General features: G+C 69.3%; 23 protein-coding genes. 16 read left to right on the top strand and 7 right to left on the bottom strand.

All coding sequences use genetic code 11. The annotated features are described in order from the left end of the window. Positions 1 to 173 precede the first annotated feature (173 nt). From CJ177_RS20105 to CJ177_RS20045, 13 genes are all read left to right on the top strand, one after another. Complete coding sequence (locus CJ177_RS20105) at positions 174 to 1,103, top strand: VOC family protein (RefSeq protein WP_095868435.1); 930 nt, start codon at positions 174 to 176, stop codon at positions 1,101 to 1,103. Beyond that, the gene (locus CJ177_RS20100; protein WP_095868434.1) at positions 1,100 to 1,882 is read left to right on the top strand and encodes an alpha/beta fold hydrolase; all 783 of its coding nucleotides are present in this window, start codon (positions 1,100 to 1,102) and stop codon (positions 1,880 to 1,882) included. Before CJ177_RS20105 ends, CJ177_RS20100 begins: the two co-directional genes overlap by 4 nt. Positions 1,883 to 1,896: 14 nt before the next feature. After that, a complete protein-coding gene (locus tag CJ177_RS20095) occupies positions 1,897 to 2,403 on the top strand; it encodes a cupin domain-containing protein (protein ID WP_005248926.1) in 507 nt (168 codons plus the stop codon). A 2-nt stretch (positions 2,404 to 2,405) separates the two neighbouring features. Further along, a complete protein-coding gene (locus tag CJ177_RS20090; RefSeq protein WP_005248925.1) occupies positions 2,406 to 3,155 on the top strand; it encodes a 3-oxoacyl-ACP reductase family protein in 750 nt (249 codons plus the stop codon). A gap of 16 nt (positions 3,156 to 3,171) precedes the next feature. Then, a complete protein-coding gene (locus CJ177_RS20085) occupies positions 3,172 to 3,954 on the top strand; it encodes an SDR family oxidoreductase (RefSeq protein WP_005248924.1) in 783 nt (260 codons plus the stop codon). Beyond that, positions 3,947 to 5,596, top strand: coding sequence for a thiamine pyrophosphate-binding protein (locus CJ177_RS20080; RefSeq protein WP_095868433.1), 1,650 nt, complete (start codon positions 3,947 to 3,949; stop codon positions 5,594 to 5,596). The genes CJ177_RS20085 and CJ177_RS20080 overlap by 8 nt, the downstream gene beginning before the upstream one ends. After that, positions 5,593 to 6,723 carry an FAD-dependent monooxygenase gene (locus CJ177_RS20075; protein WP_095868432.1) on the top strand — a complete coding sequence of 377 codons (1,131 nt, stop codon included), beginning with the start codon at positions 5,593 to 5,595 and terminating at the stop codon, positions 6,721 to 6,723. The genes CJ177_RS20080 and CJ177_RS20075 overlap by 4 nt, the downstream gene beginning before the upstream one ends. Continuing rightward, positions 6,724 to 7,872 (top strand): MBL fold metallo-hydrolase, encoded by a 1,149-nt coding sequence (locus tag CJ177_RS20070; protein WP_095868431.1) that lies wholly within the window; start codon positions 6,724 to 6,726, stop codon positions 7,870 to 7,872. It abuts the gene before it with no gap. 88 nt (positions 7,873 to 7,960) lie between these two features. Continuing rightward, on the top strand, positions 7,961 to 8,695 hold the full coding sequence (locus tag CJ177_RS20065) for an MBL fold metallo-hydrolase (RefSeq protein ID WP_005254757.1): 735 nt from the start codon (positions 7,961 to 7,963) through the stop codon (positions 8,693 to 8,695). A 110-nt stretch (positions 8,696 to 8,805) separates the two neighbouring features. Then, on the top strand, positions 8,806 to 9,765 hold the full coding sequence (locus tag CJ177_RS20060; protein ID WP_025431638.1) for a PDR/VanB family oxidoreductase: 960 nt from the start codon (positions 8,806 to 8,808) through the stop codon (positions 9,763 to 9,765). A 12-nt stretch (positions 9,766 to 9,777) separates the two neighbouring features. Further along, on the top strand, positions 9,778 to 9,990 hold the full coding sequence (locus CJ177_RS20055) for a recombinase-like helix-turn-helix domain-containing protein (RefSeq protein ID WP_005248918.1): 213 nt from the start codon (positions 9,778 to 9,780) through the stop codon (positions 9,988 to 9,990). Position 9,991: 1 nt separating this feature from the next. Then, positions 9,992 to 11,023, top strand: coding sequence for an aromatic ring-hydroxylating dioxygenase subunit alpha (locus tag CJ177_RS20050; RefSeq protein ID WP_095868430.1), 1,032 nt, complete (start codon positions 9,992 to 9,994; stop codon positions 11,021 to 11,023). Between the two features lie 20 nt (positions 11,024 to 11,043). Then, entirely contained in the window at positions 11,044 to 11,733 is a 690-nt protein-coding gene (locus CJ177_RS20045; protein ID WP_005248916.1) for a TetR/AcrR family transcriptional regulator, read from the top strand. Between the two features lie 9 nt (positions 11,734 to 11,742). Here the strand turns inward: CJ177_RS20045 and CJ177_RS20040 are convergent, their stop codons facing one another. Further along, the gene (locus tag CJ177_RS20040) at positions 11,743 to 12,303 is read right to left on the bottom strand and encodes a MarR family winged helix-turn-helix transcriptional regulator (RefSeq protein WP_005248915.1); all 561 of its coding nucleotides are present in this window, start codon (positions 12,301 to 12,303) and stop codon (positions 11,743 to 11,745) included. Positions 12,304 to 12,410: 107 nt separating this feature from the next. After that, positions 12,411 to 12,776, bottom strand: a complete 366-nt coding sequence (locus CJ177_RS20035) for a RidA family protein (RefSeq protein ID WP_005248914.1) — start codon at positions 12,774 to 12,776, stop codon at positions 12,411 to 12,413. A 105-nt stretch (positions 12,777 to 12,881) separates the two neighbouring features. Between CJ177_RS20035 and CJ177_RS20030 the strand changes: the two genes are divergently transcribed. Both CJ177_RS20030 and CJ177_RS20025 read left to right on the top strand, forming a co-directional pair. Continuing rightward, the gene (locus CJ177_RS20030) at positions 12,882 to 13,532 is read left to right on the top strand and encodes a UdgX family uracil-DNA binding protein (protein WP_095868429.1); all 651 of its coding nucleotides are present in this window, start codon (positions 12,882 to 12,884) and stop codon (positions 13,530 to 13,532) included. 52 nt (positions 13,533 to 13,584) lie between these two features. After that, positions 13,585 to 14,514: an NADP-dependent oxidoreductase gene (locus tag CJ177_RS20025; protein ID WP_037181775.1), complete on the top strand. Its 930-nt coding sequence runs from the start codon at positions 13,585 to 13,587 to the stop codon at positions 14,512 to 14,514. Between the two features lie 50 nt (positions 14,515 to 14,564). On the opposite strand, the gene CJ177_RS20020 is transcribed toward CJ177_RS20025, so the two are convergent. From CJ177_RS20020 to CJ177_RS20000, 5 genes are read right to left on the bottom strand one after another with little or no spacing between them, the layout of a single operon-like run. Next, positions 14,565 to 15,503, bottom strand: coding sequence for a CopD family protein (locus CJ177_RS20020; RefSeq protein ID WP_095868428.1), 939 nt, complete (start codon positions 15,501 to 15,503; stop codon positions 14,565 to 14,567). A gap of 5 nt (positions 15,504 to 15,508) precedes the next feature. Then, on the bottom strand, positions 15,509 to 16,042 hold the full coding sequence (locus CJ177_RS20015; protein WP_095868427.1) for a copper resistance CopC family protein: 534 nt from the start codon (positions 16,040 to 16,042) through the stop codon (positions 15,509 to 15,511). After that, the gene (locus CJ177_RS20010; protein ID WP_061041724.1) at positions 16,039 to 16,707 is read right to left on the bottom strand and encodes a YcnI family protein; all 669 of its coding nucleotides are present in this window, start codon (positions 16,705 to 16,707) and stop codon (positions 16,039 to 16,041) included. The genes CJ177_RS20015 and CJ177_RS20010 overlap by 4 nt, the downstream gene beginning before the upstream one ends. A gap of 41 nt (positions 16,708 to 16,748) precedes the next feature. After that, positions 16,749 to 17,267 (bottom strand): hypothetical protein, encoded by a 519-nt coding sequence (locus CJ177_RS20005; protein ID WP_095868426.1) that lies wholly within the window; start codon positions 17,265 to 17,267, stop codon positions 16,749 to 16,751. Positions 17,268 to 17,284: 17 nt separating this feature from the next. After that, positions 17,285 to 17,938, bottom strand: coding sequence for a DUF6474 family protein (locus tag CJ177_RS20000; RefSeq protein ID WP_005248907.1), 654 nt, complete (start codon positions 17,936 to 17,938; stop codon positions 17,285 to 17,287). Positions 17,939 to 18,100: 162 nt separating this feature from the next. On the opposite strand from CJ177_RS20000, the gene CJ177_RS19995 reads away from it, so the two are divergent. Next, positions 18,101 to 19,657: a TM0106 family RecB-like putative nuclease gene (locus CJ177_RS19995; RefSeq protein WP_095868425.1), complete on the top strand. Its 1,557-nt coding sequence runs from the start codon at positions 18,101 to 18,103 to the stop codon at positions 19,655 to 19,657. Positions 19,658 to 19,693 lie beyond the last annotated feature (36 nt).

Genomic DNA, 19,693 nt, shown 5'->3' with positions numbered 1-19,693 from the left:
TGACTGAAGCTTGCTCGCCGAATGTCACACGGGTTCCGCCTGACTGAACCGCTGTCACATCGGCCCACGGGAAGCTGAAGTAGTAGGTCGTCCGGAAAGAAATTCTCGTCAGCTCTGTACGACCTATTACTTTAGCGCTAAGATATTGAGACCTAAGCAACTGGAGGCATGTGATGAACCAACCCATAGCCCGGCTGCGGTGCCTGCGCTCCGTCGAACTGCGCACACAGGCCAGCATCGAATCCACCGACTTCTACTCGGAGGTGTGGGGACTGCGCGTGGTCGAGCAGGGCACGGACGGTGCCTGGCTGCGGGGAACCGGTGAGCACCACCACGCGCTGCAACTCACCCAGGCCGAGCGGAACGGCCTCGGCCGCATCACGTTCGCCGTCGCCACGCCGGCCGAGGTCGACGAGGCCGCCCGCCGACTCGAACTCCGCGGCGTCCCGATCGTCAGCGGCCCGGGGCCGGTCGACGATCTCGGCGGCGGCTACGGCGTGAGCCTGGTCGACCCCGAGGGCCGCGTCGTCGAACTGCTCGCCGACGCACTGGCGGTCCCGAAGCTCGGCCGCGAGGACGCCGTCCCGGTGGGCGTCACGCACGTCGTCCTCAACACCGTCGACATCGACGCCGCGGTGACGTTCTACTGCGACGTCCTGGGCATGCGGGTCTCCGACTGGTCCGAGCACCAGATGGCGTTCCTGCGCTGCAACACCGATCATCACAGCATCGCGTTCAACCAGGCCGAGTGGACGTCGGTGAATCACGTCGCCTACGAGATGCACACCGTGGACCACTTCATGCGCGGCATCGGCCGGTTGCGTCACCACGGCACCGTGCCGCTGTGGGGTCCGGGCAAGCACGGCCCCGGCGACAACACGTTCTCCTACTTCGCCGACCCGGCAGGGCTGGTGTGCGAGTACACGTCCGGCATCGCACAGGTCGACGAGGATCGGTGGCTGTGCAAGGTCTGGCGCCGGGTTCCCGAACTCTCCGACCTGTGGGGCACCGCGGGCCCGCCGTCCAAGCAGGTCCGCGACCACATGGCCGGCATCCCCGACCCCGGAGCGTTCGAGCGGTTCGACCTCGGGCGGGTGTCGTGACGCACGTCGTCGAATCAGGTTCCGGCCCCGCGCTGCTCCTGCTGCACGGGATCGGTGGCGGCGCAGACAGTTTCGTGCCGCAGTTCGACGAACTGTCGTCGTCGCTGCGACTGCTGGCCTGGGACGCTCCCGGCTACGGCCGCAGCGAAGACCCGGGCCGTCCGTTCGACCTCGACGACTACGCCGACGCCGCCGCCGACGTGATCCGCGACCGTTGCGGTGACGCGGGAGCGCACGTCCTGGGAATGTCGTGGGGCGGCGTGATCGCCACCCGGCTGGCGCTGCGCCACCCCGGGCTCGTGCGGAGTCTGCTGCTCGGCAGTTCCACCGTCGGCTCGGGAGCGGACGGCGACGCCGCCGGCCGGATGCGCGCCCGGGCCGCGACGCTCGAGCAGGAAGGGGCGGAAGCCTTTGCCGCCGAACGGGCCCCGCGGTTACTGTCCGGGACCGCCGGCGACGAAGTGACCGCGAAGGCCACGGCGATCATGGCGTCGTCGATCCGGCTGCCCGGCTACGGGTACGCCGCCGAGTCGATGGCGGCCACCGATCACACGGCCGATCTGCCGAAGATCGACATCCCCACGCTCGTCCTCGGTGGAGACGAGGACAGGGTGACCGGGGTTCCCGCGAGTCAGGTTCTCGCCGGGGGAATTCCGGGCGCCGTGTTCGTCACCATCCGGGGTGCCGGACACCTCGCGAACCAGGAGCGGCCGGAGGCCTTCAACGCCTGGGTCGAATCCTTCATCCACATCACCGAACGCCTACGCAACCACCTCTAGAGAAGGAGCACGACATGACACTCGAATACGGCACCGCCGATCTGAAGGAATTCACCGACTCGCTGATCCTCACCCGTGGCTCCCGCCACGAGGACTGGGATACCCTGGGCTTCCAGGCCAAGGCCGGCGACCAGTTCAAGCGCGCGCAGATCCGCTACGTCGGCTCCGGCGCGACGGGTAACCACGAGAACGACAACCGCACCATCGTCTCGCGCGGATTCACGTTCTCCAACATGCTGCTTCCCCCCGGCGCCGAGGGCCCGGAGCACACCCACCACGACGCCGAGGAAGCCTTCTTCGTCCTCGAGGGCGAGGTGGAGGTCGGCGTCCACCGCGACGGCCAGGTGGAGAAGCGCACCCTCGGTTACCGCGACATGATCGTCGTCCCGGCCGGAGTGCCGCGCAGCCTGAAGAACAACGGCGACAAGGACGCTCTGTTCTGCGTCATCATCGGCGCGCAGAAGCCACAGATCCCGACGTACCCCGAGACGTCGGCCATGCACGGCGTGACGCGGGACTGACCATGAGTCTCGACGGCCGCAGCATTCTCGTCACCGGGGCGGGGCGGGGTCTCGGCCTCGCCCTGGCCCGCCGGCTCGGCGAGGACGGCGCCACCCTGTGGCTCGCCGACATCCGCGAGGACTGGGGCGAGGACGCGGCGGCAAGCCTGCGCGCCGACGGGGTCAAGGCACAGTTCGTCCGGGTCGATCTCCGCGACGCGGAGTCCGTCGACGCGATGGCGGCCACCGTCACCGCCGGCGGCCCGCTGTACGGCCTCGTCAACAACGCGGCCCTCGCGGACGGCGTGGGCGGCAAACCGATTCACGAACTCGACATCGACGAGTGGGACCGGGTGCTGGGCGTCAACCTGCGCGGCACGTTCCTCGTGAGCAGGGCGATCGTTCCCTCCATCATCGGGAACGGAGGCGGACGAGTCGTCACCATCGGCTCCGACGCCGCCCTGTACGGTTCGCCGCGTCTCGCGCACTACATCGCCTCCAAGGGCGGGGTGGCCGCGCTGACCCGCGCCATGTCCCGTGACCTCGGCCCGTACGGCATCACCGTCAACACCGTCTCGCCCGGTCTGACCGAAAGCGAATCGGCGCAGAAGGTTCCGGAGCACCGGCACGAGCTGTACCGCCTCAATCGCGCGCTGGAGCGGCCGCAGCAGCCGTCGGATCTCGTCGGCGCCGTCGCGTTCCTGATGGGACCCGAGGCCTCGTACATCACCGGCCAGCAACTCGTCGTCAACGGCGGATTCGTCCTGCACTAGAGAAGGGGACCACGTCGTGGACCTGCAACTGAAAGACCGCACCCACCTGGTGACCGGCGGAAGCTCGGGAGTCGGGCTCGCCACCGTCGCGATGCTGCTCGAGGAGGGTGCCAACGTCGTCACCTGCGCGCGCGACCGCGACCGGCTCGACTCCGTGATCGCGCCGCTGCCCGGCAGCGACCGCGTCCTCACCGCGTCCTGCGACGTCCGGGACCCGGCCGCGGTCGCCGCGTTGGTCGACGCCGGTGTCGCCCGATTCGGCGGCCTCGACGGTCTGGTCAACAACGCAGGCAAGTCCCGCATGGTCCCGCGCGGCGAGGCGACCCTCGACGACTGGCGCGACGAACTCGACCTCAAGTTCTCCAGCGTCCTCAACACCGTCGAGGCCGCCCTGCCGCTGCTGCGCAAGTCCGACGCCGCGTCCATCGTCAACATCTCGGCGGTGCTCGCACGTCAGCCCGAGCCGCGGCTGGTCACCACCAGCGCCGCCCGGGCCGGGCTGCTGAACCTCAGCAAGTCGCTGTCGCTCGAACTCGCCGCCGACGGCATCCGCGTCAACTCGGTGTCGCTCGGACTGGTCGACACCGGCCAGTGGCGGCGCCGCTACGAGGAATCCGGCACCGACGCCACATTCGCCGAATGGGAGGCGGAGATCGCCCAGGACCGCGGCATCGGCCTCGGCCGGTTCGGCCGCGCCGACGAGGTGGCCACCATGATCGTGACCCTGCTGTCCCCCCGCTCGTCCTACGTGACGGGCACCAGCCTCGACGTCTGCGGAGGCGTCGCGCGCTATGTCTGAGAGGAACACCATGTCTGTGGGTAATGGGGGCGACCTGCTCGTCCAGGTGCTGCGCGAGGCCGGTGTCGACACCGTCTTCGGCATCGTGAGCGTCCACAACCAGCCCCTGGTGCAGGCGGTCAGCAAGCACCTGCGGTTCGTGCCGGTCCGGCACGAGGCCACCGCGGTCAGTGCCGCCGACGGGTACGCCCGGGCCACCGGCGGACTCGGCTGCGCTCTCACGAGTACCGGCACCGGTGCCGGCAACGCGGCCGGGTCGCTGATCGAATCGCTCAGTGCCGGAACGTCGGTGCTGCACGTGACGGGCAACGTCGAGAGCCGGTACCTCGGCTCGGGTCGCGGGTTCATCCACGAGACCAAGGATCAGCTGGGGATGCTGACGGCGACGTCGAAGCACGCCGCCACCATCCTCGACACCGACAGCGCCGGAAAGGTGTTGCGGGAAGGCGTCGCTGCCGCCCTCGCCGCGCCCGGCGGCCCGTCGAGCATCGAATGGCCGATCGACCTCCAGTACGCGGAGCACGTCATCGAGGTCGTCGAGCCGGTGTCGGAGTCGCCGCGCACGCCGGACGCCGACGAGTTGGCCGTCGCCTTCGCCCTGCTGCGGTCGGCGGAACGCCCGGTGATCTGGGCGGGCGGCGGTGTCGCCACGGCCGGTGCCGAGCTGACCGAACTGGTGGAGCAGTGGGGAGTCCCGTTGCTCACCAGCAACTCCGGGCGCGGCGCCGTACCCGAGGACCATCCGCTGTGCATCGGCAACTACGGCAACACCCCCGCGGGACGCGAGCTCCTCCGGGACGCCGACCTGCTGCTGTCGCTGGGCACCCACTTCCGGTCCAACGAAACAGGCGACTATTCCATGCCCGTCCCCGCCGTGCACGTGCAGGTGGACATCGACGCGGCCGCGCTCGGACGTGTGTACCCGGCGCAGGCCGGGGTCACCGCCGACATCGCCACGTTCCTCCGGCAGCTGTCCGGGCCCGCGCCCGTCGACGCCGCCTGGACCGAACGTGCCCGCGCCACCCGCGAACTCGTCCGCAGCAAGCAGCGCGCCGGACTCGGCGATCACGCCGTGCTGTGCGACGCCGTGCGTGCCGCGTTCCCGCAGGATTCCGTCATCGCCCGCGACGTCACCATCGCGTCGAGTTCCTGGGGCAACCGGCTGCTGCCGATGTTCGACCCCAAGTCCAACGTCTTCCCCCGCGGCGGCGGCATCGGGCAGGGCCTGGGCATGGCCATCGGTTCCGCACTGGCCGACGAGACCCGTCCCACCCTGGCCCTCGTCGGCGACGGCGGCCTGGCCGTCCACTTCGGCGAGATCCTGACCATGGCGCAGGAGAAGCCGTGGCTGGTGCTGCTCGTGTTCAACGACGGCGGCTACGGTGTGCTGCGCAACATGCAGAAGGGCGGCGGCGAAGACACCTACGCCGTCGACCTCGTCACCCCCGACTTCCCGCTGCTGGCGCAGTCCATCGGCGTGCCGTACCTGCGGATCGGTGGCGCCGCCGAGGCCCACGAGGTGCTCGCCGACGCGGTGTCACGGCAGGCGCCGGTAATCGTCGAGGTCGATCTCGCCGCCTACGGCGACATGCCGGCACCGTTCACGCCGCCCGTCACGGTGCCCGGAAAGGCTGCACAGTGACCACGGTCGCCGTCTGCGGCGGCGGCATCGGCGGACTCGCCACGGCGATCGCCCTCCGCAAGTTCGGTCTCGACGTCACGGTCTACGAGCAGACGAGGCAGTTCGCCCGCGTCGGCGCCGACATCAACCTCACCCCCAACGCGGTCCGGGCTCTCGACGGACTCGGCATCGGCCCGGCGATCCGCGAATCGGCCGCCCGGCCGCAGTTCCGGATCAGCCGCACGTGGGACACGGGAGCCGAAACGTCCCGGCTGCCGATGGGGGACAGCGCGGAACAGCAGTACGGTGCACCGCAGTTGACCATGCACCGGGGCGACCTCATGACCGCGCTCGAGAACCGGCTGCCGTCGGGTGTCGTCGAAATGGGTCGCCGGGTCAGCGGCGTCGCCGACGGCCGCATCGAGTTCACCGACGGCAGTAGGGCTTCCGCAGACGTGATCGTCGGCGCCGACGGCATCCACTCCGCGGTCCGGACCGCCCTCCTCGGGCGGGAACAGCCGACGTTCACCGGGGTTGTGGCGTTCCGCGCCGTCGTCCCCACCGAACGCGTCGGCGAGTTGCCGAACCTCGACTGCTTCACCAAGTGGTGGGGGCCGAATCCGTCGACTCAGATCGTGACGTTCCCCCTCAACCAGGGCAAGGACATCTTCGTCTTCGCCACCTGCGGCCAGGAGGAGTGGACCGAGGAATCGTGGACCACACCCGGCTCCGTCACCGAACTGCGTGAGCTGTACCGCGACTTCCACCCCGAGGCACGAGCCCTGCTCGACGCCTGCGACGACGTCCTGAAATCAGCTCTCTACGTTCGCGACCCGCTGGCATCGTGGACCGACGGGCGCGCCGTGCTCCTCGGCGACGCGGCACATCCGATGATGCCGTTCATGGCGCAGGGCGCCGGCATGGCCATCGAAGACGCCGTCGTCCTGTCCCGCTGCCTGAGTCTGTTCGACGACCCTGCCGTCGCGCTGCAGACCTACCAGGAGACGCGACTGCAGCGGACCTCGCGCATCCAGCGCGGCTCCCGGTCCAACGAGTGGCTGAAGGTCGCAGGCAACGGCGACTGGGTCTACGAATACGACGCCTGGCACGTGCCGCTGGAGTTGGCCGCGGCCCGAACGGACGCCTGAATGGAACCTGTCGGCCGACACGCATTGTCGAGGCGGCGTGCGCTGGCCCTGCTGGGTTCCGCCGCCACTGCCGTCGCCGCGACGAGCTGCGCGTCCCACACCTCGGACGCGCAGCCGAGTGGTGCGACGCCACCGGACGCCTACGAGTTGTCCGGTGACGTCGACGGCTACGCAACCACGCTGATTCTGCTCGGCACGGCGGCCGGACCCATCGCCGTGCCGGGGCGGAGCGGCACGTCCAGTGTGCTCGTCGTCGGCGACCGACCGTATCTGATCGACGCGGGTCCCTGGTCGAGCCGAAAGCTGATCCAGGCCGGTATCGCCGCGGATTCGCTCGGCGGCGTCTTCGTCACGCACATGCACAGCGATCACATCGCCGATCTGTTCAACGTCTTCTGGCTGCCGGGCGGGACACCGTCCTACACATTCCGCAACGTGGTGCCGGTGTACGGCCCGGGCTCGGCGGGCAGACTGTCGGCACCGCGTGGCGGCCAGAGTATTCCGATCCAGAGTCCGGCATCGCCGGCGCCCGGACTCACCGATCTGTTCGCGGGCGTACTCGACGCATTCGCCTACGACATCAACATCCGCAACGTCGAAAAGGGCGCCCAGTCCGACTACGGACAACGGCTGTCGCTGCACGATGTACTGCCACCGGAGTCGGCGGGTGCGTCCCCCGACAACACGGCACCGGACATGGAGCCGTTCCCGGTGTTCGAAGACGACCGGATCCGGGTCACCGCGACACTGGTTCCGCACGGTCCGGTCTATCCGTCGCTGGCGTACCGGTTCGACACGGAGGACGGTGCGGTCACGTTCTCCGGCGACACCGCGAAATCGCCGAATGTAGTCCGGCTCGCGCAAGGATCCGACATCCTCGTCCACGAGGTGATCGACGTCGACTTCTACGCTCAGACTTCGGGTCCCGCACTGGTCGAGCACATGATTCACGCGCACACGACCGCGCAGGACGTCGGACGCGTCGCCACGGACGCGGATGTCCGTCAGGTGGTGCTCTCCCACATCGGTCCGGGCGACCCCCGGCAGGTCACCGACGACCAGTGGGAACGAGGCGTGAAGTCCACGTTCGCCGGCACCGTGACCGTCGGGCACGATCTCGTCCGGATCGGCGTCGGGCAACGACGGTAGCGCCATCGCGGACCGGCAGGATCTTGCGCGCCGCCGCTGTCCCGAGAAGGCTTGTCCTCACGACACCGTGACGTGATCGGAGCCAGGGATGGACACCACGATTACCGAGATCGCTCCCGACATCTACCGGCTGTCCACGTATCTGGACGAGCCCAACCTGATCATGAACCAGTTCCTCGTCGACGGTGAGGAACCGCTGCTGTTCCACACCGGTCAGCGTGCGTTGTTCCCGTCCGTGTCCGCGGCGGTCGGCCGGCTGATTCCTCTCGACAGGCTGCGGTGGATCACGTTCGGGCACGTGGAGGCCGACGAGTGCGGTGCGATGAACTCGTGGCTGGCGGCCGCGCCGAACGCCGAGGTCGCGCACGGGGCGATGGGTTGCTTCGTTCAGGTCAACGACCTCGCCGATCGCATGCCGCGTCCCCTGCAGTACGGCGACGTGATGGAGACGGGCACCAGGCGGGTCCGTCACCTCGACACTCCGCATGTTCCGCACGGGTGGGATGCCGGGCTGGTTTTCGAGGAGACGACGCAGACGCTGTTCTGCGGCGACCTGTTCACCGCATTCGGGCATCATCCGCCTGCCACGGAGGAGGAGATCGTCGGCCCGGCCATCGCGGCCGAGGACATGGGGAACGCGACGTGCCTGTCACCGGCGCTCGGGCCCACGATCCGGGGACTCGCCGATCTGGAACCCCTGCTGCTGGCACCGATGCATGCGCCGGTGTTCACCGGTGACTGCGTGCAGAGTCTGCACGACCTCGCACAGGCGTACGAGGAGCGGCTCGCGGCCGAGACCGTGCGGTACCGCGAAGCGGAGTAGCTCGGCCCGTGTTCGACGGATTTCCCCTCAACTGTGGCGCACGATACATCTTAGTGCTAAATTATTGAGCACTAAGGAACTACGCCTTCGGTTGAGCCTGGGAGTGAGCGATGACAACAGACGCAGACACCGTCCCCATGATGGTGCGTCAGATGCGGGTCGAGTCCGCGGGCGTGGTCTCGCTTCGCCTCGAACGACAGGACGGCGGCGCGGTCGACCAGTGGACGCCGGGCGCCCACCTGGACCTGCACCTGAACCGCGGGACCGTCCGCCAGTACTCCCTCTGCGGAGACCCCGACGACAAGACCGGGTACCGCGTCGCGATCCTCCACGAGGTGACCGGCCGAGGCGGTTCCCGGCACGTCCACGAGACGCTGCGGCCCGGCGACAGCCTGTCGGTGAGCGCACCTCGCAACAACTTCGAACTCCTGCCGTCGCCGCGCTACGTGTTCATCGCCGGCGGCATCGGCATCACGCCGATCCTCGCGATGATCGGTGAAGCCGAACGCATGGGCGCCGAGTGGGAACTGCACTACGGCGGCCGCGCCCGCGCGTCGATGGCGTTCCTCGACGAACTGTCCGCATACGGCGACCGCGTGCACGTCGTCACCGAGGAAACCGAGGGCATCCTCGATTTGGCCGACATCCTCGGCACCGCCCGCGAGGAGACGTTCGTCTACGCCTGCGGCCCCGAGGGTCTGCTCGGCGCGGTCGAAGGGTTCGCCGGCTCCTGGCCGGACGGCACGATCCGGCTCGAGCGGTTCAAGGCGAAGGAGATCCCCGCCGACACCCTCGCCGGTGACCGCCCCGTCCGCGTGATCTGCGAACGATCCGGCATCTCGGCCACCGTCGCCCCGGACCGGACCATCCTCGACACCCTCGAGGAATCCGGCGTCGACGTCCCCAACTCCTGCCGCGAAGGCATCTGCGGGACGTGCGAAACCCGCGTCCTCGCCGGGACCCCCGACCACCGCGACTCCCTGCTCTCCAGCTCCGAGCAGGAGTCCGGCACCACCATCATGATCTGCGTTTCCCGCGCCCGCTCCGACGAGCTCGTGCTGGATCTCTAGAAGGGAAGAACCATGAGCCTGTATCTGCAACCACGCCAGTCCGGCACGGCACCCACCCCGTACGAACGGAAGCTGGCCGGCGCGATCGAAGAGGTCTTCGGCACCGGTGTGCACCACCTCGAAGGCCTGGTGAAGGGTTTGAACGCCCTCGGCATCCACAGTCCCGGCGGCGACGCCTGGACCACCGACACTTTCACGGACGAGATCCGACGGATGGGGGCCTGACATGGTGAACCGACTGCACAAGGCGGCACTGACCGGCGACGAGATCTTCGCGACCGGGATGCGCGACCAGTGGCACGCGGTGTGCCCGTCCGACTTCGTCGCGCGTGGCGACATGAAGAAGGTGCGGCGCCTCGGCGAGGACTGGCTGCTGTTCCGTCAGTCCGACGGCACCCTCCGCATGCTCGCCGACCGCTGCCCGCACCGCGGCGCCCCGCTGTCGCAGGGCCAGCACCTCGGTGATCGCGTCGCCTGCCAGTACCACGGCGTGCAGGTCGACGGCGGCGGCACCGTCGTCTCCGTCCCCGGAATGCCCGGCTGCAACCTCGAGGGCAAGCGGCTCGTGACCAGCCTCCCGGTGCGGGAGGTCGCCGGCGCCGTACTCGCTTGGTTCGGCACCGACCCCGACGCCGAACCCACACCACTCGAACTGCCCGAGCGCCTCACCGACGACGGTATCTCGCACTTCCTCTGCTACGCGGAGTGGAAGGCGCCGTGGCGGTTCACGCTGGAGAACCTGCTCGACCCGATGCACGGAGCATTCCTGCACCGCGAATCTCATTCGATGTTCGGCGGCGAGACCTCCGCGAAGTTCCGGATCCGCGAAACCGATCGCGGGTTCTTCTTCGAGAAGACCGACCAGCGGGGTGTGAACTTCGACTGGGTCGAATTCTGCCGGACCGGCATCGACTGGGTGGACCTCGAGATCCCGTACCCGCCGACCGCGGGCCCGGGTGGCTCGTTCGGCATCGTCGGCATGGGAACGCCGATCGACGCCGAGACCACCGCGGTGTTCTTCTGGCGGTACCGCCGCGTCGAGGGCTGGGAACGCGACGTCTGGCGGTTCCTGTACCGCACCAAGCTCGAGGAGCGGCACTGGGTGGTGCTCGAGCAGGACCGCACCATGCTCGAGGCGATGGCATTCGACGCGGACCAGGCGGAGAACCTGTACCAGCACGACCTCGGCGTCATCCGGCTCCGCCGGCTCTACCGGGCGCAGGCCGAGGCCCAGGCGAAGGCACTTCAGCAGGCGTAAGGTCGCGCGGGTTGACGTGAATGAAATGTCAACTAAGAATGTGTGACGGCCGACACGTCGGGCGCCGGCCGGGGTACGAGGAGGCGCGAGCGGTGCTTACGAACGGTGACGATCGAGGTCGGCTCGCGTTGGTCGAAGCGGCGGGGCGGTGCTTCGCCGAGCTGGGATACGAGCGCACCTCCGAGGCGGTCATCGCCGCTGCCGCCGGGGTGTCGCAGGCCGAATTCTCCGCCCGGTTCGCGTCCCGGGACGACGCGTTCCGTGCCGTCGCCGCCGCGGTGTTCGACACGTTCGTCGAGGCTCAGCGCATCCCGGTCCCGCCGGACGCGGACCCGCGCACCGTCCTGCGGGCGGCCACCGCGGCGTTCATCGAGACCGTCTACAGCAGCGGACGCCTATTCACGATGATCGAGGACCGCGCCGCCGTCGACCCCGTGATCCGGGAACAGCTCGAGGCGGCACACAATCGGATCCTCGGCCGGTACATCCGGTTCATCGAACGGCTCAACCAGGCCGGGATCGCGACGCCGTGCGCCGAACCCGCCCAACTCGCCCGCAAGCTGTCCGAGGCGCAGTGGACGGGTGCGGCGCGCCTGATCGGTGCGTCGCAGGACGAGCAGCGACGCTTCATCGTGGAGATGACGGCGGCATCCGAACGGTTCATCGGATTCGGTGAGGTCGCCGATCTGACCTCCCGTGCGGCCAGCTGATTTTTCCGCTCAGGCGGTGGGGGCCTGGTTCTCGACGATCGAGTGCTCGAGCTTGCGGAGCAATTCGGCCAGCGCCGCCTGATCGTCCTTCGACATTCCACTGAGGATCTGCGACTCGTTGGCGAAGTGGGCCTCCGCGACCTTCTCGATCACCCGCAGTCCCTCGTCGGTGAGTTGCGCGTGCACGATGCGGCGGTCCTCGGCGTCGCGCTCGCGCTGCACGAGCCCCGCCTTCTCGAGCCGGTCGACGCGCAGCGTGACACCGCCCGTGGTGACGAGGGCGGATTCCGCCAGCTGTCCGGACGTCATCCGGTACGGCGGACCCGAGCGTCGGAGGGCGGCCAGGACGTCGAACGATGCCATGTTGATGCCGTGCTCTTCGAACACTGCGGCGAGGGACGACTGGTAGCGCAGATACGAACGGTGCAGGCGGCCCAGCACTTTCAGCGGACTCACATCCAGGTCGGGCCACTGGTGGGCCCACTGGTCGACGATGTCGTCGACGGCATCGCGATCTGGAACGGGGCGTTGCGTCACCGGGCGCACCTCCTGAATCCTCGAGGGTCTCATCTGTTTAGTACCAAGATATCGAACGAGCATAAGTGACGGCGACGCGCCGCGGGTCCCCGTCGATTCCTCGGAACGGGGACCCGCGGCGCTGCCGGACAGGTGCGCTGTCAGCGTCCCCCGACCGCCGCCACGGCGTCGATCTCGGCGATGGCGCCGTAGGGGAGGCTGCTGACCTCGAGGAACGTGCGCGCGGGGCGCGGCTCGTCGAAGATGCGCTCGAACTGGCGGTTCGCCTCCTCGCGCAACGACAGGTCGGTGACGTAGTAGGTGAGCTTGACGACGTCCTTCAGCTGTCCGCCGACGGTGGCGAGGCGATCGACCATGCGGTCGACGGCGGCGTCGAGCGCCTCGGTGCGGCCGGGGACTGCGGTGCCCTCGGCATCGACGGACAGTGCGCCGGAGACGAACGCGAGTCCGCCCGCGACCACGGCCGGGCTGTAGGGGTGGTGGGCGGTGACTTCGGTGAGGGACATGGAGGCTCGCTTTCTCGGGGGGCTTCTCCGATGATTATATCTTAGCGCTAAACTAATTGACAGGGTTGCGCGAATGGAGCTCCGCCCGACGGGTACTCGACGCGCATGTCACGAGCCACGAAGCCCTCGGCCGCACCGTTCGTGCCGGACACCGTCGACCTCGACGCGTTGTCCCACGCCGCGGACGGATGCCACGGCTGCGATCTGTACCGCGACGCCGAGCAGACCGTGTTCGGCGCGGGCAAGCGATCCGCGCGGATGATGCTCGTCGGCGAACAGCCGGGCGATCAGGAAGACCGCGCCGGTGAGCCGTTCGTCGGTCCGGCGGGAAAGCTCCTGAACAAGGCGCTCGACGCGGCGGGCATCGACCGGAACGTCACGTACGTCACCAACGCCGTCAAACACTTCAAGTTCGTCCCCGCCGAACGCGGCAAGCGCCGAATCCACAAGAAGCCGAACCGCACCGAGATCGTCGCGTGCCGGCCATGGCTGATCGCCGAACTGGCGGCCGTGCAACCCGACGTCCTCGTGTGCCTCGGGGCCACCGCCGCGCAGGCGTTGCTCGGCCCGTCGTTCCGCCTCACCGAACACCGCGGAGAGTTACTGCATCTCGACGGCGAGGTGGACGTCGACGTGGAGCCGGACGTTTTCGCGACGATCCACCCGTCCGCCGTGCTCCGCGGACCGAAGGAGGATCGGGACGACGCGTTCGACGCCCTCGTCGCCGATCTGAAGAAGGCCGCCGCCGCCCTGTGATCAACCAGCCGAATGTCTGGCGCGACGGACCGCCGAGGACGAGATTGTTTGCATGACGAATTCCAACGCGAAGCAGACCATGAAGGCAGTCTCCTACTCGTCCTACGGTGGTCCCGAGGTGCTCGAGACCCACGACGTGCCGGTGCCCGAGCCCACCGGCAACCAGGTGCGCCTCGTGATCCGGGCGGCCGGCGTGAACCCGATCGACTGGAAACTGCGATCGGGGTCGATGGCCGAGGTGATGTCGGTGCAGTTCCCGAAGATCCCGGGCAGCGAAGTGGCCGGCGTAGTCGACGCGGTCGGTCCGGAGGCGACCGGTGCGGTGGTCGGCGACGAGGTGTTCGGCTGGTCCGACACCGGCGGCTACGCCGAATACGCGCTCGCCTCGATCGTCGTGCCGAAGCCGAAAGGGTTGAGCTGGACGGACGCCGCCAGCATTCCGGTCGCCGGCGAGGCCGCGACGCGTGGACTGCGGCTCCTGAAGCCGAAGTCCGGAGAGACGTTACTGGTGAACGGCGCGTCGGGTGCGGTGGGAACCATTGCGGCGCAACTGGCGCTGGATTCGGGTGTCACCGTGATCGGCACCGCGAGCGAGAAACACCACGACGCGCTGCGGGAGCTGGGCGTGACCCCCACGACGTACGGTGAGGGGCTGGCGGACCGGGTCCGCGAACTGGCCCCGAACGGTGTCGATGCCGTCCTCGACGTCGGCTTCGGCGGACTCGAAGCGGCGATGGACCTGCGCGGGGGCACCGACCGGATCGTGACGCTGTCGGACGGTGCCGCGTTCGGGCTGGGAATCACCTTCTCGTCCGGCAACGCCGGCGACCGGAGCGCGGAGACGCTGCGCCGGCTGGGCGCCCTCGCCGCGGACGGGAAGCTGGCCCTCCCGCCGGCCCGCACATTCCCCCTGACCGATGCCGCCGACGCTCAGCGCGCCGGCGAAAAGGGCGGCAGCCGCGGGAAGATCCTCTTGCGCTGACGCGCCCGTGAGTACTTATCAACCGCCGCACGTTAACAAGTACTCACGGGTCAGGCGGTGGTAGCGAGGGCGGCGGCGAGACCGAACGGAACGGCCATCACCACCACCTCCACGATCGCGCGCCGCAGGGACCCTTCGGCGCTGATCCGGTGTGCGGCGGCCTGCCCGACCCACGTTCGCCGCCACCACCAGCCGAGCCCGAGGAGCGCCGCCAGCGCCACCGCCTTCGCGAGCACGATGCGGCCGTAACCGGTGTCGAACAGCGGTGCCACCCCGCCCAGTCGGACCGCGGCGTCGACGATCCCTGTCGCGGTCAGCAGCCACACGCACCGCCACGCGACGACGGAATACCGCGGCAGCCACGACGACCAGTCCCCGCGCGACCGGAGCATCAGGCCGAGTGCGGCGAGGAGCCCGAACCACACCGCGGCGGCCAGTGCGTGGACGACGTCGAGGACCGAGCCGAGAACCTGCTGCGACATGTGGCCGGTGATCGGCCGGGCCACCAGGGCGAGCGCCGCGAGTACCAGAACGGGCACGGGGAGCCGGGCGTCGGTGCGGCGGAACGCGACCGCCGACCACGCGGTGGCCGCGGCCGTGCACACGAGAACGGCGAGGTCGACGCGTCCCGCGCTGATCTCGGTCACGTACGCGCCGAACCGTCCGACCGACAGCTCGGACAACGCCAGGGCGTCGGCCTCCGCCGCCGTCATCGACAGCAGCACTGCCTCGGCGAGCAGCCACGCACCGGCGACCGCGGTCGACAACCGCCACAGCCGTTGGTCCCGCACGAGGGGACGGCTGTCCGCGCGACTCCACCAGCCCAGCGCGGCGAGTCCGAGCACCGCCGAACCGAGCACCAGGCACAGCGCCCGGACGGCGCTCGACGGTGAGGGGTCTTCCGGTTGCGCCAACGCCCAACCGCACGCGACCCCGACGAGCGATGTGGGTACGGCGAACAGCAGCCAGGACTGTCGCGCCGTACCCACCCTGCTCAGTTCTCGCCGCGGGGCTTGCGGAGCGCGAACCACAGCCCGCCGCCGAACACGACCACACCGGCGACGATGAACGGCCACAGCGGAACTCCGCCGCTGCCGGAGTCACCCGAGCTGTCGGCCGCGGCGCCGGGCGTGCCCGACCCCTCCTGGGTGAGGGTGAACGTGCGGGTTCCGCTCACCGGATGCCCGTCGGCGGACGTGACGCGAAACGCGACGGTGTACACACCGGCCGGTCCCAGCTCGCCGAGTTCGGCGCTGACCGTGGGCCCCTCGACGGCCGGGTCACCCTTGGTCCACAGGTTGCCGTCGGGCCCCACCACGGTGAGCGACGCGAACGATTCCTGCAGCGCCTCGTTGAACGTGACGCTCACCCGTTCCGGGCCGGCCGCGATCTCCGCGCCGTTCTCGGGGGTGGAGCTGATCACGACGGAATGGGCGAGCGCGGTGCCTGCCCCGAGCATGCTCGCGAGCATGGTCAGCAGTCCGACCGCGATCACCTTCACCGACGTGAAGGTGGTGCGTCTTCTCATGAGCGACGGCTCCGGACCATGGCGCCGAGGCCGAGGGCCGCACCGAGTGCGCCCAGGATCAGGCCGATGCCGCCCAGCCAGCGGGCGGTGTCGTCGGTGCCGGACGCCGTCGTCTCGGTCTCGTCGGACGTCGTGGCGCCGCCGGCGTCGTGGCTGTGGTCTTCACCGCTCGCCGCGGCCAGCGTGAGGGTCGGTGCCGGCTTGTCGGGCTCCGCGCCGTCGGCCCCGACCGCCTGATCCCAGTTGACGACCTCGCCGTCGCTGTACGTCTGGGCGGCCGGGAACGACACCTCGTCCTGCTCCGGCAGCGGTCCGGCGGACAGCTCGAACTGCTGGAACTGGCCGGGTGCGACACCGACACCGGGGTCGGCGGTCCACGTCACGGACTTCGCGAGCTTGGACGTCGGGTCCTTCTCGACGACGGACGTCCACCCCGGCAGCGGGGTGGTTCGCGCCGACTTCAGGTCGGGGAGCGTGACGGTCAGCTTGGTGGTGGACGCCGTCTCGGACTCGGTCGGAACGCGGAACGTCAGGACGGAGTAGCCGCCCTGCTCGGCGCCGGGGGCGACGACGCTGACGTGGGCGGCGGCGACACCGGCCGCGAGCAGCATGGCGCCGCCGGCCGCACCGGCCGTGAAAAGGGCACGGGAAACGAGGGAATTCATCGAAGGTCCTTGTGAGGGTCTGAAGGGAGAAGAGGTGGGAGTCAGACCGGGACCGGGGGACCGCGACGTGAAATGCTCGCGCGCAGCAGGGCGTCCACGGGATTCGCGGGACGCGCGGGGACGTGCGCCGTCGGCACCGCCGAGACGAGCTGCGGTTCGCCGCGGAGCACCACCCGCCAGACGTGGACGAGGGGGCCGTACAGACGCTCGGCATTCGCGATCAGCAGGGCGCAGACCACGGTGGCGGCCAAGTGCGCGGCCAGCATCGGCACGGCCGGGACCGCCGAGTGCACATGCGAGGTGAGCGTGAGCGCGAAGTGTCCGGCCACCTGGCCGACACCGAGAGCACCCACCAGCGTTAGCGGTCCGTGGACGCGGGCGGGCAGTTGCGCGGTGACCGCGCCGACACCGCTGCACGTGACGAGCAGCAGGGTCAGAGCCGCGGATTCGGGAAGGCCGCCCCCGCCGATGCCGTGCGCGGCGACCGCGAGAGCGGCCACGAGCGCACCGACCGCCGAGCCCCGAAGGGTGGCGGTCGTGGCGGGGCGGGCAGGGGACATTGCGGTGGGCGGGTCGTTCAGCGCACGCCGAGGCGGGCGAGGAGATCGGCTTCGACTCCGTCGAGTTCGGACGAGATGGCGTGATGGGCGGCCTTGCGGCGAGCCTGCGGCATCTGCTCGGCCGCGCGGACGGCGGTGCTGAGATCACCGAGGCGGTCGCGGATGGCGGCGGCGAACTGCTGCGTCTCCGCGTCGTCCGGCTTCTGGCCGAGGATCTCCGTGGTGGAGCTTTCGGCGCCGGCGATGCGGGCGCTGAGCTTGGCGCCGTGCCCGGTGAAGTTGGCGAGCTGGTCGATGTCGACGCCCATCCGGTCGGCACGCCGGGCATCGATCTGCCCGCGCACGACCGTGGCGGCGCGGTAGGCGATCGGCAGCAGCACCGGCGTCAGCAGGCGAGCGACGCCGAGGTACTTGCGGACGGCGGCGACCGTGAAACCCCTCTGGGCCGCGGCCTTCTCCTCGGCCTTCAACGCAGCGATCTGAGCCTTCTCGACCTTCTTCAGCGACTTCAGTTCGGCAGCCTCGAGCTTGCGGCCGGCACTGGCGGCCTGCTTGTCGCGCTTCCGTTCGTTCTTCGCGCTCAGCTTTGCCTCCACTCCAGCCTTGTGCTTGAGTGCCTTGGCTTCCGCCTTGCGGGTGGCTCGGGACTTACGTTTCTTCAACAACCCCATCGAAAAGACCCCTTTTCCTGGTGTTTCAGCGCAGCCCACGCTACCAACTGCATCCGGTGCTTCGGGATCAGCCTAGGGGAGCACATAATCTTCGTCATCGTGTGTTCCCATATCGGTCAGCAATCAGAACCCGACGCCTCTCCCGGAAAGGCGTCGGGGACGGTGATCGATGCCAGCGCACTGACGCGGTGCCGCCACCGGGTGCACCTCGATGCGGCGTTCCCCGAACAACTCGCGGCCGCGCCCGAGGACCCGGGCGTCCGCCAGCGTCAGGACGCCGCCGCCGCAAAGCGTGAAGACGTCCGGCGGATTCTCACCGAGCATGCACCGCAACGGTGGGTGCAGATCGACACCGAGCAGAGCCTGCGCCGACGAGCCGAGGACACTGTGGCCGCGTGCGAGGCAGGCGCGGACCGCATCTGGGGAGCCGTGCTCCCGCTCGACCGGGACGCCGGCCGGAGGGCGCGCTGCGAGATCCTCATTCGTGACGAGGACCACGGCGGGTACATCCCCGTGATCGTCGTCAATCACAAGGTGACCGATCCCGGCCGCGGCGCGACGACGTCGGACATGTTCGACTGGCAACCGCGGGAGGACGCCACGCGGAAGCCGCGCGGTCAGGTCCGCGACCAGATGCGCGTCGCGCAGGTGTACCGGATGCTCGAGCGGCACGGGCTCGCGAGTCCGGCCCTGGTGGCGGGCGCGATCGGCTACGGCTCCGACGTCATCTTCGTGCACGACCTCACCACGATCCTCGACGACTACGACGAACGATTCGCCGACCGGCTCGCCGTCGCCCGCGGGGAATCGGCGACCGTGCCGTCCAGGATCGGTGAATGCCGTTCCTGCCCGTGGTGGCCCGGGTGCGAGGAGCAGCTGACCCAGACACACGACGTGAGCCTGGTGGCCACCGGTTCGCGCGCCGACATGCTGCGCGACGCGGGCTGCCACACCATCGACGACCTCGCGGCGTGGGATCGCGAGCCGCTCGAGGACTGGCCGCACGGCGCGTTCGAGGACGCCGTCGTCACCGCCAAGGCGTGGCTCGCGGGAGCGCCGCTGGTGCGACGGTTCCCCGAGATCCGGGTGACGCGCGCGGACGTCGAGGTCGACGTCGACATGGAGAGCTACCAGGAACACGGCGCCTACCTGTGGGGCACGCTGCTCAACGTGGACGGGGTGTCGGCGTACCGGCCGTTCGTCAGCTGGGACCCGGTGCCGACGCAGGACGAGGCGCGGTCGTTCGCCGAATTCTGGACGTGGCTGATGGCCGAGCGGGAAGCGGCGGCGCTGAGCGGCAGAACCTTCGCCGCGTACTGCTATTCGCGGTCCGCGGAGGACAAGTGGTTGCTGGACTCCGCCCGCCGGTTCGCCGGGGCACCCGGCATCCCCACCGAGGCCGAGATCCGGGAATTCATCGACAGCCCGCAATGGGTCGACATCTACCAGGCGATCAGCGACCAGTTCATCTGCCCGGGCGGCAAGGGCCTCAAGAAGATCGCCCCGGTCGCCGGATTCCGGTGGCGCGACGCCGACGCCAGCGGTGAAGCGTCGATGAGCTGGTACCGCGAAGCCGTCGGCTACGACGGCGAACCCGACCTCACCCAGCGCGAACGACTGCTGCAATACAACGAGGACGACGTCATCGCGACGAAAGTGCTGCGCGAATGGATGTCGGATCGGGCCGAGAAGGAGATCCCGCTCGCGTCCGACCTCTAGGCTGCAAGGCAGGGCCCGATTCGGTAGGGGTGGTCA

The organism is Rhodococcus sp. ACPA1, from assembly GCF_002300195.1.
Classification (GTDB): Bacteria; Actinomycetota; Actinomycetes; order Mycobacteriales; family Mycobacteriaceae; genus Rhodococcus_F; species Rhodococcus_F opacus.
This window is presented reverse-complemented; position numbering and strand designations above follow the sequence as displayed.